A 14,723-nucleotide genomic window follows, 5' to 3' on the forward strand; every position below is an offset into this window, starting at 1 on the left:
GCGCCGGGGGCCGTATCGGGCACCGCGGGACGGCCGGGAGGCACCGGGTCGATGCGGTGGTACGGGGCGCCGAGGGTCGGGCGCGGGTCGGGCTCGTCCTTGTTGGGCCAGAAGGCCATGGCGCGTTCGGCCTGGGCGGTGATGGTCAGCGACGGGTTGACGCCGAGATTGGCCGTGACGGCCGAACCGTCGGCGATATGCAGGCCGGGGTGCCCGAACACCCGCTGGTAGGGGTCGACGACGCCGGTGTCGGGGGTGTCGCCGATGACACAGCCGCCGATGTAGTGGGCGGTGGCGGGGATGTTGAACACATCCATCACCAGACCGTGCGTATCGCCGTCGACCTTCGCGCCGAAGCGGCGGCCGATGTCGTGGGCGAGGGGGATCCAGCTCGGATTCGGCTCGCCGCCGCCCGCCCTGGTCTTCAGCAGTCCGCGCTTGCGGTAGGAGGTGAGCGAATTGTCCAGCGACTGCATCACCAGCAGGATCACCGATTTCTCCGAGGCGCGCCTGGCGTCGAGGCTGCGCGCGAACACCACCGGGTGCGCCACCATCGCGAGCAGGAACCGCAGGAAGCGGAAGGCGCCGCCGTCCACGATCGGCACCGACATCGGGAACAGCGCGTTCTGTCCCTTGCCGTAGTGGCAGACCTCGACGTGGGTGTCGGCCTCGGGATGGATGGAGGACGTGATCGCGATGCCTTCGGCGAAATCGGCGCGCGAACGGCTGACCACATTCAGGATGGCCTCGGAATTACTCCTGGTCAGCTCGCCCAGACGCGGCGAGAGGTGGGGGAGCACCCGCTTGTCGCGCATCGTGTGCAGCAACTTCTGGGTACCGAGCGCCGCGCCCGCGAAGACGACCTGCTCGGCGGTGAACGTGGTGCGCTGCTTGCGGATCCAGCGGTCCGAACGCTCGGTCCGCACCGCGTATCCGCCGCCGGGTAACGGCCTGACCTCGGTGGCCGTGGTCAGCGGATGTACTTCGGCGCCCGCCTGCTCGGCCAGGTACAGGTAATTCTTCGGGGTGGTGTTCTTCGCGTTGTGCGGACAGCCGGTGAAGCACTGCGCGCAGTGCACGCAGCCGCGTCTGCGCGGGCCGACACCGCCGAAGTAGGGGTCGTCGACCTCGGCGCCCGGATCGTCCTCGTTGAAGTACACCCCGACGCGGGTGGGGTGGAAGGTGTCACCGACGCCGAGATCGTCGGCGATCTCCCGGATGACCCGGTCGGCGGGGGTCATCCGCGGATTCGTCGTCACCCCGAGCATGCGCTGGGCCTGGTCGTAGTAGGGCGCGAGTTCGTCACGCCAGTCGGTGATGTGGGCCCACTGCCGGTCGGTGTAGAAATTCGGCAGCGGTTCGTAGAGCGTGTTGCCGTAGATGAGCGAGCCGCCGCCCACACCGGCGCCGGAGAACACCGCGCATTTGCCGAGGACGCTGATGCGCTGGGTGCCGGTGAGGCCCAGGCGCGGCGCCCAGATGGATTTGCGCACATTCCAATTGGTGCGCGGCAGATCCTCCGGATCCCAGCGCCTGCCCGCCTCGAGTACGCCGACCCGGTACCCCTTCTCGGTCAGCCGCAGCGCGCTCACGCTGCCGCCGAATCCGGAACCGATCACCACCACGTCGTAGTCGTATGCGGTCATGGGTTTCCTCCCGTTCGGCTGACAGGCCAGCTGAGGTGGTTTCACAGTCATTCTTTCACCATGGCGAATGTGACATAACCCGCCGATCCGGGCGGATTCCGCGAGGGAGTAGGCGCGCCCGGATGGCGGCGGGCGGGGGCGGTGCGGTATGCACTGGGCTGTGACAACCGAACCGGGAACGACGGAACCGCACGGGGACGCCGACGCGCCCACCGGCATCCGGGCCGTATTCGCCGACCGCGTCCTGACCGTCCCGAACGTGCTGAGCGTGCTGCGGCTGCTCAGTATTCCTCTGTTCCTGTGGTTGCTGCTGGTCGTGCGAGCCGACGGCTGGGCGTTCGCCCTGCTGATCGCCAGCCCGGTCACCGACTTCCTCGACGGCAAACTGGCCAGGCTGCTCGACCAGTCCTCGCGCCTGGGCGCGCTGCTCGATCCGCTGGTGGACCGGCTGTATCTGGTGACGACGCTGGTCGCCTTCGTCATCCGCGGGCTCATCCCGTGGTGGGTGGCGGTGATCCTGGTCGGACGCGATCTGGTGCTCACCCTGACCCTGGGCGTCTACCGGCGCCGCGACCTGGAACCGCCCGAGGTGATCTATCTGGGCAAAGCGGCGACGTTCGCGCTGATGTCGGCGCTGCCGTGGCTGCTGGCCGGAGAGATGGACTGGCCGCTGGACGGTTTCGGTCGTGCCTTCGGCGGCGCCTTCCTGATCTGGGGTACCGCGGTCTACGTCTGGACGGGTCTGCTGTACCTGGGCAAAGCGGTCGCGGTGGCGCGTGCGATACCGGCTGTGCCACAGCGCTCCCCGTAACCGAGGCGTCGGGTCGGCCCGACGCTCGGGTCTCGAATAGAGTTGCGTGCGACCTTGACGAAGAAAGGACGGCCTTGTGACCCAGACCCCCGAGGATCTGCGCTACACCGAGGAGCACGAATGGGTGCGCCGGATCGGCCCGACGATAGTCCGGGTCGGCATCACCGACTACGCCCAGTCACAGCTCGGTGACGTCGTGTTCGTGCAGCTGCCGGACGCGGACAAGGACGTCGCCTCGGGAGACAGCATCGCCGAGGTGGAATCGACCAAGAGCGTTTCCGATATCTACGCCCCGCTGACCGCGAAAGTCGTTGCGGTGAACGAGGAACTGACGCAGTCACCGGAGTCGCTGAACAGCGATCCCTACGGTGACGGATGGCTGTTCGAATTGGAGGTCGCCGACGCCGCCGGCCTCGACGACACGCTTGCCGACCTGCTGGATGCCGCGGGTTATCAAGGAGTTATCGGGGGCTGAATCAGCCTTCCCTGTTCTACCTGCACGGGCACGGCCCGGCAGGGTACGGTCAATGCCAACAGAGTCCGGCGGTCGATGCCGGTGTTCTCGTGACACGACGCGTCGTGTCAATGAAGGCATCACCTGCTTGTATGGATAATCAGGTTCGAGGAGGAGAGAAACGGTGAGCGAGAACAAAGACCCGGGTTACCAGGAGACCGCGGCCGAGACGACGTCGGTCTTCCGCGCGGATTTCCTGAACGAGGTCGACGCGTCGCGCTCCGCAGAGCCGACCGGCGAACAGCCGGTCCAAGGGGTCGAGGGACTGCCCGTCGGCGCGGCCCTCCTGGTCGTCAAACGTGGTCCGAACGCGGGCTCGCGGTTCCTGCTCGATCAGCCGACCACGTCGGCCGGTCGTCACCCCGACAGTGACATCTTTCTCGACGACGTCACCGTCAGTCGTCGGCACGCCGAGTTCCGGCAGGACGACGACACGTTCCAGGTCGTGGATGTGGGCAGCTTGAACGGCACCTATGTGAATCGGGAGCCGGTCGACTCCTCGGAACTGCAGAACGGTGACGAGGTTCAGATCGGAAAGTTCCGGCTCGTCTTCCTGACCGGTCCGCGCGCACAGGTCAACGAGCCGTCGGCGGGTGCGGGCTCGCTATGAGCACGCGCGACGAGTGAATCGGATGCCTGCGCACGGCGCGCGTGACGCCGCCGAGCGCAGGCCGGGTGGAGACAATCGGGGCAGTGACAAGGGCGGGACGGTGTCGGCGATCATGAAAGGCTCGGCACTGTGACAGGTGCGGCGCAGTGGGCGCGCGGAGGTATGTCCATCGGCTCCGTCCTGGATCTGCTGCGTCCCGACTTTCCCGATGTCACCATCTCGAAGATCCGCTTCCTCGAGGCCGAGGGCCTGATCCGGCCCGAACGGACTCCGTCGGGATACCGCAGGTTCTCGGTCGCCGACTGCGAACGGCTGCGGTTCGTGCTGACCGCGCAGCGAGATCAGTACCTGCCGTTGAAGGTCATCAAGGAACAGCTCGAGGCCATCGACAGCGGTGCGGCGACGCTCGGTGTCCGTGAGGCGCGGGCCAGGGCCGTCGGTCGCGGCGGCGTCGAGCCGGTGCGGTCGGACGATTCCGAATATCCGGCCGAATCGGGCGACCGTTCCGCTCGGGTTGCGGGTCACGCGCCACCCCGTAGGCTCGGCGTCGTGCCCGGTGAGATTTCACCCGACGAACTGCGGTTCGATCACGAAATCCGGCTCACTCGTGCCGATCTGCTCCAGCAGGCGGCGATCGACGAGAAATTCCTCAACGACCTGATCCGGGCGAATCTGATCGTTCCCGGCGCCGCCGGGTTCTTCGACTCCGAAGCGGTCACCTTGGCCCGAACGGCCAAGGCGATGGCCGAATTCGGCTTGGAGGCACGGCATTTGCGCGCCTTCAAACTGGCGGCCGACCGCGAGGCGGCCCTGGTGGCGCAGATCGTCGCGCCGATCGCCAAGAGTCGTGACGCCGGTGCGAGGGCACGGGCCGAGGAGACCGCGCGTGAGCTCGCGGCCCTGTCTCTGACCTTGCACACGTGCCTGGTCAAGGCGTCGGTGCGCAATTCGCTCGGCGGCTGAACGGCGCTGCCGATCCCACCTCGCGGGACGCGGTCGCGCACCGCGCGGTCGAGCCCGGGTTCCCGCGTGTATTCCACCGTGACAACACGCCGGTTTCGGCTCCGTACACCGATCGCAGCACTGCTCCGAGTTCGCTTAGACTCGGTATTACGGCGAGCTCCGCAGCGGTCATGCCGGGCGGCCGGCGAGTATGGGAGGCAGTGCGATGAGTGAGATGCGCGTAATCGGCATTCGTGTCGAGCAGCCGCAGAACCAGCCCGTGCTCTTGCTGCGCGAAGTGTCCGGGGACCGGTATCTGCCGATCTGGATCGGGCAGGCCGAGGCGACGGCGATCGTGCTGGAGCAGGAGGGGGTGACCCCGATCCGCCCGCTGACTCACGATCTGATCAAGATCTTGATCGCCGAGCTCGGGCACACCCTCAAGGAAGTGCGGATCGTGGATCTACAGGAGGGCACCTTCTACGCGGATCTGGTGTTCGACAACGAGTTGACCATCTCCGCGCGTCCCTCCGATTCGGTTGCGATCGCCTTGCGGGTCGGTTGCCCGATCTACGCCGAAGAGGCGGTGCTGGAGGAGGCGGGGCTGGTGATGCCGGACGAGCGCGAGGACGAGGTGGAGAAGTTCAAGGAGTTCCTCGAGTCGGTTTCGCCCGATGATTTCAAGGCAACCGATAGCTGAACGGTATGGCTATCTTCTAGCCCTGAACTACAGGTCGAGACTTTTACCGCGCGTCGCGTTTGGATCGATGATGCTGCTCCCAGGAGAATCAGTGGGAGTAATCTCGATAGTTGGGCCATGTCCGTTACGGCGGGTAGATGGTCGTCACGGAGCCGGGTCATCGATGAGGCAAGGCGTCGGCGAAGCAAGGGAGTGGTCAGTGGCAGAGCAATCGCAGGATGTGGTACAGCCAGGCCTGTTCCCGGATGATTCGGTACCCGATGATCTAGTCGGCTATCGCGTCCCCAGCGCGTGTCAGGTGGCAGGCATCACCTACCGGCAGCTCGATTACTGGGCGCGCACCGGACTGGTCGTGCCCTCGATTCGCGGCGCGGCGGGATCCGGAAGTCAGCGGCTGTACTCGTTCAAGGACATATTGGTCCTGAAGATCGTGAAGCGACTGCTCGACGCGGGCATCTCGCTACAGAACATCCGGATCGCGGTGGATCACCTGCGCAGCCGGGGCGTTCAGGATCTGGCGGGTATCACCCTGTTCTCCGACGGCACCTCGGTCTACGAGTGCGCCTCGCCCGAGGAGGTCGTCGATTTACTGCAGGGCGGTCAGGGCGTCTTCGGTATCGCGGTCAGCGGCGCCATGCGTGAGCTGACCGGCGCGATCGCCAATTTCCCCGCCGAACGAGCGGTATCGGCGACCGAGCGGCCGGAGGACGAACTGGCCTACCGGCGCAAGGCGCGGATGAACGCCAAAACCGGCTAGATCCGGTTCGGACCGTCCCGGATGTCACCGGGGCGGTCTTTCTGTCGTGATCGCCCTCGCGGCACCGAGTGACGAGGGCGACACAGACCTGGAGGCCGTGTTCGGCGGCCCTTCCGCATAAACTGGGCGATGCGTCGCCGCCGTGCGGGAGAGTTCCGGTCTCGACATGAGTCCGGGCGCCGAAGGAGCAGCACCTCCCCGTCAATCTCTCAGGCAACCGGGACCGTACGGGCTTCGGCGCCTCTGGAAAGCGGTGGCCGCGTGCCGCCCGCCCATGGGGAAAGGGACGACAGGTCCCGAATCTCTCAGGCTCCACGACAGAGGGGGAGGGCTGGTACCCGTCGGCCACGTGGTCGACCCGCCCGACCCTTGGAGCTGACGTGACTCGATCTTTCGCCGACCGCCATATCGGACCGGACCGGGCGGAACTCGCCCGAATGCTGCCGGTGGTCGGCGTCGGCTCGCTGGACGACCTGGCGACGGCCGCGATCCCCGCGCGCATTCTCGACGACACCGCCACCGCCCTGGCCGGGTTGCCCGCCGCGGTGAGCGAACACGAGGTGCTCGCCGAACTGGCGGCGCTGGCCCACTCCAATACGGTGGCCACGTCGATGATCGGGCTCGGATACTACGACACGCTCACCCCGCCCGTCCTGGTGCGCAGTCTGCTGGAGAATCCGGCCTGGTACACCGCCTACACGCCGTATCAGCCCGAGATCAGTCAGGGCAGGCTCGAGGCGCTGCTCAATTTCCAGACGATGGTGTCGGATCTGACCGGAATGGATGTCGCGAACGCGTCCATGCTGGACGAGGCGACCGCTGCTGCCGAGGCGATGACGCTGCTGCGTCGCGCGGGTAAGTCGAAATCCACCAGGCTGCTCATCGACACCGATCTGTTCCCGCAGACCAGAACCGTGCTCGAGACCCGGGCCGAACCGCTCGGCATCGAACTCGTGGCGGCGGATCTGTCCTCGGGCGCGCTGCCCGAGGGTGATTTCTTCGGTGTGCTCGTGCAGGCGCCGGGGGCGTCGGGCCGCGTGGTCGATTGGCGCGAGGTCGTCGCGGCGGGCCACGAGCGCGGCGCACTCGTCGCGGTCGGCGCGGATCTGCTGGCGCTGACACTGATCACCTCGCCGGGCGAACAGGGCGCGGACGTCTGTTTCGGCACCACCCAGCGTTTCGGCGTGCCGCTCGGTTTCGGCGGCCCGCACGCCGGTTACCTCGCGGTGCGGCAGGCCTTCGCGCGCCAACTGCCGGGACGACTGGTCGGCGTCTCGGTCGACGCCGACGGGGATCCGGCCTACCGGCTCGCGTTGCAGACCCGTGAGCAGCACATTCGCCGCGAGAAGGCCACCTCGAACATCTGTACCGCACAGGTGCTGCTCGCCATCGTCGCCGCGATGTACGCCAGCTACCACGGTGCCGACGGGCTGCGGGCGATCGCGCGCCGGGTGCACGCGCACGCGGCGGCCGTCGCCGCGGGACTCGGCGGCGCGCTCGTGCACGGCGATTTCTTCGACACCGTGCTCGCCCACGTGCCGGGCGGCGCGGAAGCCGTTGTCGCCAAGGCCAAAGCGCGCGGTATCAATCTGCGTCTGGTCGATGCCGACCACGTCGGCATCGCCTGTGACGAGGCGACGACCACCGCGCACGTCACGGCCGTACTCGAATCCTTCGGCACCGCGCGCTCATTGGACGCGGCGGCACCGGCGCAGAGTCCTCGCGCCGCGATCGAGACCCGAACCACCGAATTCCTGACCCACCCGGCGTTCACCAGCTATCACACGGAAACCGCGATGCTGCGGTACCTGCGCAGGCTCTCGGACAAGGATATCGCCCTGGACCGCAGCATGATTCCGCTCGGATCGTGCACCATGAAACTCAACGCGACCGCGGAGATGGAGCCCATCACCTGGCCCGGATTCGCGCGTGTGCACCCCTACGCGCCGGTCGAGGACGCGCCCGGTCTGCTGAAGGTCGTCTCCGATCTGGAGAACTGGCTGGCCGAGATCACCGGCTACGACGCGGTGAGCCTGCAACCGAACGCGGGTAGCCAGGGCGAGTACGCGGGCCTGCTCGCCATCCGCCGCTACCACCTCGATCGCGGCGACGCGCACCGCGACACCTGCCTGATCCCGTCCAGCGCGCACGGCACCAACGCGGCCTCGGCGGCCATGGTCGGCATGCGGGTCGAGGTGGTCCGGTGCCGCGACAACGGCGACGTCGATCTGGACGACCTGCGCGCCAAGATCGCCGACCACGCCGAACGGCTGTCGTGCATCATGATCACCTACCCGTCCACGCACGGTGTCTACGAACACGAGGTCGCCGAGTTGTGCGCCCTGGTGCACGAGGCGGGCGGCCAGGTCTACGTCGACGGCGCGAATCTGAACGCGCTGGTCGGACTGGCGCGGCCCGGACATTTCGGCGGTGACGTCAGCCACCTGAATCTGCACAAGACCTTCTGCATCCCGCACGGCGGTGGCGGTCCCGGCGTCGGTCCGGTCGCCGTGCGCTCGCATCTGACCGGGTACCTGCCCGGCGACCCGCTGGAATCCGGTTCGCACGCGGTGTCGGCCGCGAAATACGGTTCGGCCTCGATCCTGCCGATCACCTGGGCCTACATCCGGATGATGGGAGCCGACGGCCTGCGTCGCGCCACGTTGTCGGCCATCGCCTCGGCCAACTACATCGCGCGCAGGCTCGACGAGTACTTCCCGGTGCTCTACACCGGCGACAACGGCATGGTCGCGCACGAATGCATCCTGGATCTGCGCGAGATCACCAAACGGACCGGTGTGACCGTCGACGACGTGGCCAAACGTCTGGCCGACTACGGCTTCCACGCGCCGACCATGAGTTTCCCGGTCGCGGGCACGTTGATGGTGGAGCCGACCGAGAGCGAGAACCTCGCCGAGATCGACGAATTCATCGAGGCGATGATCGCGATCCGCGCGGAGATCGATCAGGTCGCCGCCGGTGTCTGGCCGGTCACCGACAATCCGTTGCGCGGCTCGCCGCACACCGCGGCCAGCCTGGTCGGGGAGTGGGATCACCCCTACAGCCGCGAGACCGCGGTCTACCCGCGCGGTCTCGCGCACGCGCGGGCCAAGGTGTGGCCCTCGGTGCGGCGTATCGACGGCGCCTACGGCGACCGCAACCTGGTGTGCTCCTGCCCGCCGCCGGAGGCCTACGCCGACTGAGCGGGTCGTTTCGGCCATCGACTCGCTTCGCCCGCGGGTCGATGGCCGGGCCGTCGGCTAGGGGCTGGTCAGGGCTTTCACCACCGTGCTGGCGAAGGTGAGGTTGTCGGAGGTGGCGACCCGGGTGTACGTGCCGCCCGTCTTCTCGGCGAGATCCCGCATGGTTTCGGTGGCGGTACCGCCGATGACGACGATATCGATGCGCACCGGCCGGGATTTGTCGGTGGCGGCGGCGATATCGGCGAGCAGTTGCGCGCCGGTCATGCTGGAATCGTCGTCGGGGCCGTCGGTGACGACGAGCAGCGAATTGGTGCGGCCCGCCGCGTAGTTCGCGATCGCGGCGCGATAGGCGGCCAGCACGGTCGGGTAGGCCTGATCGGTGCGGCTGTCACTGGCGCGCACCTTGCCGAGCGCGGTGTCGATGGCGGTGCGCTGGGTGGTGGTGAGCGGCGCGGTAGAGGCGAGCACGTCATAGGGTTCGGCCCCGTCGAGGTTCTCGGCGAAGGTCCACACTCCCAGGCCGAAATCCGGCGGCATCACGTTCATGGTGGAACGCAGTGCGCCCAGACTGTTGGAAAGCCTGGTGCCAGAACCCTCCGAGGTCGACATCGAGGCCGAGATATCGAGCACCACCGTCGACTGCACGCCGAGGACCGGATCGGCGAGGGTCGCGGCGACCTTGTCGAGCGCTTCGCGCGTAGCGCCGGTCCCCGTCGCGGTCGTCGGCGGCACGGTGAAACCGGCATCGGTGAACAGCGTCGCCTGTTGTGGCGCGCGCAGGTATTCGGCGAACACGCTCGCGATCAGATTCTGGGTCTGGTCCACCCACGATCCGGACATCATCGCGGCGGGATGGTCGGCGACCGGCGCCGCTCCCGCCGGTCGATAGGCGACCAGGCCCGGCCGGGTCCGCAGTTGCTGTTCGGTAGCGGCTACCGCGTGGATATCGGCCTTCTGCTGCGGCAGCGCCGTCGCGATGGCGTCGAGCGCATCGCCGGTGCTCGTCGCCTGCGGTGCGCCGGCGGCCAATCCGGAGACCGCCGCGACGACCTGGCCGGACTGCGCGGCCTCGGTGGTGAGCGGATCGGTGCCGGAGACCGTCGCGGCGACCGCCGCCGCCGCGGCAACGGTGGCGTCACCCTCGGGCAGCGCCATGCGCAGGCCACCCCAGCCGGAGAGCCCGATCTGGTCGAGTGAGCCCTGTTGCAGCGTGGGCAGATCGCTCCAGGCGACCTGCGCCTGCTCCATCGACTGCCGCAGTTCCTCGGTGACCGCCAGCGCGACGGGACTGGCCGCGACCGACGTCGGCTCACCCTCGATCAGTCCGGGCACCCGTGTCGCCTCGATGGAACGCGAGGAGGTCGGGATCCACAGCGCGGGCTGCGGTCCGAGCGTGCCGTTCCACACTCCGCCCGCGATGAAACCGGCGCTGATCGACGCGGTGGGGCGCGCCGTGACCAGTACTTTCGCGCAATGGTCGCGGATCTGCGGCGCGGTCGCGTTGTATCGGTCCGCGATCGCGCGCACCGGCGCTTCGATATCGGGGTCGACGGTGACGAACAGCGTCGATTCGCCTTCGACGCATTCGGCCGCCGCCGCGCTGTCGCGGTCGGTGGCGCGATCCCGGAACTGGAACCAGGCGAAGACGGCTACCACCAGCAGCACGACTGTCACCGCTGCGATAACCGGACCTTTGCTGACGCCCCGGGAGTTGATTCCGCTGCGATGAGTGCCCACGACGGTCAGTGTATGTTCACCTCGACCGGCGCTCTACGGGGAGGCCCAGGTCATCGGTACGGGCGGGTACGGGCCGCCGCCGCGCGCTCGCGCGAGGACGGCGGCCCGCCGCGCCGCGAGTCGTCTCACTCGCGGATGACCCGCCCGCGATCGAATTCGTGCCCTCCCCAGACACCGGATTGTCCGGTGCCGGAGGCGAATTCGCCGCAGGCCGTGCGGATCGGGCACCCGGCGCAGATCTCTCGGGCGTATTCGAAATCCTGCGACGGGTACGGAAACCAGGCCTCGTGATTCGGGTCGCCCCGGCACGCGGCGCGGTGCCACTCCCGGCTGTCCGAAACCGGGAGCAGGTCGACGAGCGTCAACTCGTCGGTGCGGGTCGGCTGGGTACGGACGGTCATATCCTTGCTCCTCTCGGATCGGTCAGGTGGTGGCCAACTGCTTCCAGACGCGGCGCTGCCGCTTGGCCAGGTGGTCGGGGGCCTTGGGCTGCCACAGCAACCGCATGCCCGCTTCCTCCGGTGTGCGGTCGGCCTTGGCCGAATTGCACGGCGCGCAGCAGGCGACCAGATTGCTCCAGGTGTTCGGGCCGCCCCGGCTGCGCGGTCGGATGTGGTCGACGGTGCGGGCCCAGTTCGCGCAGTACCCGCAGCGGTGGTTGTCGCGACGCAGCACGCCGGCCAGGGTGGCGCGGCTCTCGTCGTGGACGAGCACGGTGTGCTCGATGTAGACGTAGCGCAGCAGGCGGATCGTCTCCGGCAGCGCGATCTCCAGATCCTTGGACCGGATCGGGAAGTAGGGCTCGTGGTCGGCGATCGATTCCGCGGCGCCGCTGGTCACCAGTACCACGGCACGGTCGGCGCCGATCTCGTCGAGCGCCTCGTAGGACGCGTTCAGGACGAGGACGCCGGTGTGTATCCAGTTGGACGCGGTCAACGCCACCCGATCGGTGGCATGGCGGAATATCATGGGGATCACCATGTTTCGTGAAGAGCAGCGGATATTGCCGGGGGAACGGCTTCGGTCAGCGACCGGACCGGAGGTGGCCGGATACCGGATCCGCCAGGCCGATCACGTTCGGGTTCTGTGAATTCGACAAGCCACCTCCTCCTCTCCTGATGCTCGAAAAGATCACCCCGCTGATCGGGGTGATCGTCGACGAATTACATGGTGGCACACGGGTCGTGCCGTTGTCGGCCCATTTATTTCCGGCCGGATCGCGCCCGGTCTCAGTTGCCGGTGCGTACCAGCGTGGCGGCGCCGAAGGAGACGTTGAAGCGGTCGCACCACAGATCCGCGCTGACGAACGCGGCGAGATCCAGTTCCGCCGGAACGGCGTAGTTCTGGTTTCCCTTGTTGCCCTTGAGACTTCCGAGGTCGACGTGATGTCCGTCGTCGAAGGTGAACCAGTCGTCGGTGACGGTCTGGTCGGTGAGCCAGACTCGCACGTCGGGTCCATCGGAGGTGTCGAGATCCTCGAGGCGCAGCACGCGGCTGCCGTCGGGCAGGCGCAGGACGCGCACGGTGCCGGAGGTGTGGTGTTCGTGCGAGACGAAGGTCCCCTCGGCCAGGACGACCGGGCCCGCGACCGGAGTGGTGCCGGGCCCGGTGGCGACCGCCGCGGTGGGCGCGGCCTCGTTCACCGTGGTGTCGACGATCAGCTTCCACGGTTCGAGCAGCACGATCGCCGTCGCGCCGAACGCGACGACCACCGCGGCGACGATCCACGCGAGCGGTGACCGGACCACCCTTGCTACCGAAACCATGACGCACTCCTCGAATTCGTGACCATCGCTGTCGACACCATCGAACCGCGTGGACACCGCGTGTGTCGTGATTCGGCCCCGATGGTCACGGTTCCGTCATCGGTCCTCAGCCGAGCGGTCCGCTTCCGAGAACGACCCGGCCGGTGAACTGTGTCTGCTTGGCCCTCGGCAGCGGATGGAACAGGCTGCCGTGCACGTCGCGGTAGCGCATCTCGAGTTCGCAGGTGCGCGAGTAGCCGACGCCGCCGACGGTTTCGATGGCGAGACGGACCGTGTCGATGAGGTTCTCGGCCGCGACGGTCTTGCGGCCGAGGGTGCGCGCCGCGTGATCGTCGGTGTTGGCGAAACCCAGATTGTCCGACGTGGCGAACATCGCGTCGACGAGATCCTGCGCCGTGATGTGGGCGTTGGTCATCTCGCCCGCCAGTTGGCACAGATGCGGATCGGTGCGTCCGGCGACGAGCGCGGTCGCCAGTTCGACCGCGCCGTCGGCGATTCCGAGGTAGGCGGCCATCACCAACGGCATGGCCGCGCCGATTACCACGTTCAGCAGCGGCGGCCAGAGCTCGGCGGGACGGATCAGCGATACCGCCGCGTCCGGCACGAAGACATCCTCCATCACGACCGAATGCGATCCGGTCGCCCGCAGACCCAGTGTGTCCCAGGTCTTCTCGATCCGGATGCCGGGGGCGGCCATCGGCACCGCGCAGTGCAGCACCTGCGGCCCGTCCGGCGCGTCGTCCCAGCGGATACTGGTCACCAGCACGGTGCCCACCTCGCAGCCGCTGGCGGGCGATTTGCGCGCGCTCACCCGGTAGCCGCCGTCGACGCGCTCGGCCGTGCCGCTCGAGCCCACCCAGTCCGAGGCGCCGGTGCTGACCAGGATCGCGCCGTCGGCGACCTTCCGGAAGACCGGCGTCGCGTCCGCGCCGTGATTGTGCCGCCACACCTGGGTGGCGACCAGATGCGAATGCATGGCGAAGGTGACCGCGGTGGAGGGATCGTGCCTGCCGAGTTCGCGCAGGATCTCGCCCGCCTCGCGGTGGGTCGCGCCGCCGCCGCCGAATTCGGTCGGCACCAGCGCGGCCGCGAGTCCGGCCTCGCGCAGCCGGTCGAAGGCCGCGGTGTCGATCTCGCCGGTTCGGTCGCGTTCGGCGACCCCGGGGCGCAGCGTTTCACCGATCCGGCGCGCCGAGGCGGCCCAGTCGGTGGTGGTCTCGGGAATCGTGGAAGTCGTCATGTTTCGAAGCTACGAATTCCCGCGATAACCGAATAGTCCAGAAAGTGGACTTACCCGGTTCAGAAAGTGGACCCCGCGACCCCGGAGGTGATCGTGTCGGAAACGACCCAGAGCTACGGCCAGTACTGTCCGATCTCGCGCGCGCTGGATGTGCTCGGTGATCGCTGGTCCCTGTTGATCCTGCGCGATCTACTCCTGGGCACCACCCGGTTCAACGACCTGGCCCGCGGCCTGCCCGGCCTGTCGCGCAGCCTGCTCACCAAACGCCTGCGTCAGTTCGAGCGCTCCGGGCTCATCGAGAAACTGGGCACGAACTACGTGATGACCGACTCGGGCCGGGAGTTGGAGCCGATTCTCTTCGGCCTCGGTGAGTGGGGCGCCCGCTGGACCTTCGGCGAGCCGGATCCGCGGGAGCTCGACGCCGACCTGCTGGTGTGGTGGATGCACACCCGTCTGGACACCTCGTCGTTCCCCGGTAAGCGGCAGGTACTCGCCGTCCGCTTCACCGATGACATCCGCCGCTACTGGATCGTGATCGAAGCGGGTGACCCGTCGGTCTGTTCCGCCGACCCCGGCTACCCCGTCGACGTCACGATCACCTCGGACGTGGGTTCGCTCTACGAGGTGTGGCTCGGACGGATCCCGGTCGCCCACGCCCAGCGCACCGGCCTGCTCCAGTTCAGCGGCCCGCCCGCGCTGACCCGCAGGATGTCCTCGGTGCTGCGGTTGAGCCCCATCGCCCCGTATACGGAATCCGCGTTCGACGCGCGGCTGAGCAGCGTTCCGGCGTGACACCT

General features: G+C 67.8%; 14 protein-coding genes and 1 riboswitch. Of the genes, 8 read left to right on the forward strand and 6 right to left on the reverse strand.

The genetic code is table 11. The annotated features are described in order from the left end of the window. The coding region (locus tag JZ792_RS03220; protein WP_216906684.1) for a GMC oxidoreductase at positions 1 to 1,646 on the reverse strand (1,646 nt) is incomplete at its 3' end. A 217-nt stretch (positions 1,647 to 1,863) separates the two neighbouring features. Here JZ792_RS03220 and JZ792_RS03225 point away from each other — a divergent pair. From JZ792_RS03225 to gcvP, 7 genes are all read left to right on the forward strand, one after another. Continuing rightward, positions 1,864 to 2,457, forward strand: coding sequence for a CDP-alcohol phosphatidyltransferase family protein (locus JZ792_RS03225; protein ID WP_308165136.1), 594 nt, complete (start codon positions 1,864 to 1,866; stop codon positions 2,455 to 2,457). 76 nt (positions 2,458 to 2,533) lie between these two features. Beyond that, complete coding sequence (gene gcvH / locus JZ792_RS03230) at positions 2,534 to 2,932, forward strand: glycine cleavage system protein GcvH (protein WP_216906688.1); 399 nt, start codon at positions 2,534 to 2,536, stop codon at positions 2,930 to 2,932. A gap of 163 nt (positions 2,933 to 3,095) precedes the next feature. Beyond that, positions 3,096 to 3,581: an oxoglutarate dehydrogenase inhibitor Odhl gene (gene odhI / locus JZ792_RS03235; protein WP_109524280.1), complete on the forward strand. Its 486-nt coding sequence runs from the start codon at positions 3,096 to 3,098 to the stop codon at positions 3,579 to 3,581. A gap of 162 nt (positions 3,582 to 3,743) precedes the next feature. Beyond that, positions 3,744 to 4,544, forward strand: a complete 801-nt coding sequence (gene ftsR, locus JZ792_RS03240; protein ID WP_216906690.1) for a transcriptional regulator FtsR — start codon at positions 3,744 to 3,746, stop codon at positions 4,542 to 4,544. 205 nt (positions 4,545 to 4,749) lie between these two features. Beyond that, a complete protein-coding gene (locus tag JZ792_RS03245; RefSeq protein ID WP_109524282.1) occupies positions 4,750 to 5,223 on the forward strand; it encodes a bifunctional nuclease family protein in 474 nt (157 codons plus the stop codon). Positions 5,224 to 5,386: 163 nt separating this feature from the next. After that, the gene (locus tag JZ792_RS03250) at positions 5,387 to 5,980 is read left to right on the forward strand and encodes a MerR family transcriptional regulator (protein ID WP_109524283.1); all 594 of its coding nucleotides are present in this window, start codon (positions 5,387 to 5,389) and stop codon (positions 5,978 to 5,980) included. Between the two features lie 135 nt (positions 5,981 to 6,115). Next, positions 6,116 to 6,216, forward strand: a riboswitch (glycine riboswitch). 201 nt (positions 6,217 to 6,417) lie between these two features. After that, positions 6,418 to 9,183 (forward strand): aminomethyl-transferring glycine dehydrogenase, encoded by a 2,766-nt coding sequence (gene gcvP / locus JZ792_RS03255; RefSeq protein ID WP_254189236.1) that lies wholly within the window; start codon positions 6,418 to 6,420, stop codon positions 9,181 to 9,183. A gap of 57 nt (positions 9,184 to 9,240) precedes the next feature. On the opposite strand, the gene JZ792_RS03260 is transcribed toward gcvP, so the two are convergent. From JZ792_RS03260 to JZ792_RS03280, 5 genes are all read right to left on the reverse strand, one after another. After that, entirely contained in the window at positions 9,241 to 10,920 is a 1,680-nt protein-coding gene (locus JZ792_RS03260; protein ID WP_216906694.1) for a VWA domain-containing protein, read from the reverse strand. A 125-nt stretch (positions 10,921 to 11,045) separates the two neighbouring features. Continuing rightward, positions 11,046 to 11,321: a WhiB family transcriptional regulator gene (locus tag JZ792_RS03265; RefSeq protein ID WP_109524287.1), complete on the reverse strand. Its 276-nt coding sequence runs from the start codon at positions 11,319 to 11,321 to the stop codon at positions 11,046 to 11,048. 22 nt (positions 11,322 to 11,343) lie between these two features. Beyond that, positions 11,344 to 11,889: an HNH endonuclease gene (locus tag JZ792_RS03270; protein ID WP_216906697.1), complete on the reverse strand. Its 546-nt coding sequence runs from the start codon at positions 11,887 to 11,889 to the stop codon at positions 11,344 to 11,346. Positions 11,890 to 12,149: 260 nt separating this feature from the next. Continuing rightward, positions 12,150 to 12,686 (reverse strand): DM13 domain-containing protein, encoded by a 537-nt coding sequence (locus tag JZ792_RS03275; protein WP_216906699.1) that lies wholly within the window; start codon positions 12,684 to 12,686, stop codon positions 12,150 to 12,152. A 106-nt stretch (positions 12,687 to 12,792) separates the two neighbouring features. Further along, complete coding sequence (locus JZ792_RS03280; RefSeq protein WP_216906700.1) at positions 12,793 to 13,926, reverse strand: acyl-CoA dehydrogenase family protein; 1,134 nt, start codon at positions 13,924 to 13,926, stop codon at positions 12,793 to 12,795. Between the two features lie 93 nt (positions 13,927 to 14,019). Here JZ792_RS03280 and JZ792_RS03285 point away from each other — a divergent pair, with 93 nt between their 5' ends. After that, on the forward strand, positions 14,020 to 14,718 hold the full coding sequence (locus tag JZ792_RS03285; RefSeq protein ID WP_216906701.1) for a winged helix-turn-helix transcriptional regulator: 699 nt from the start codon (positions 14,020 to 14,022) through the stop codon (positions 14,716 to 14,718). Positions 14,719 to 14,723: the final 5 nt, after the last annotated feature.

The organism is Nocardia noduli, from assembly GCF_019038455.1.
Classification (GTDB): domain Bacteria; phylum Actinomycetota; class Actinomycetes; order Mycobacteriales; family Mycobacteriaceae; genus Nocardia; species Nocardia noduli.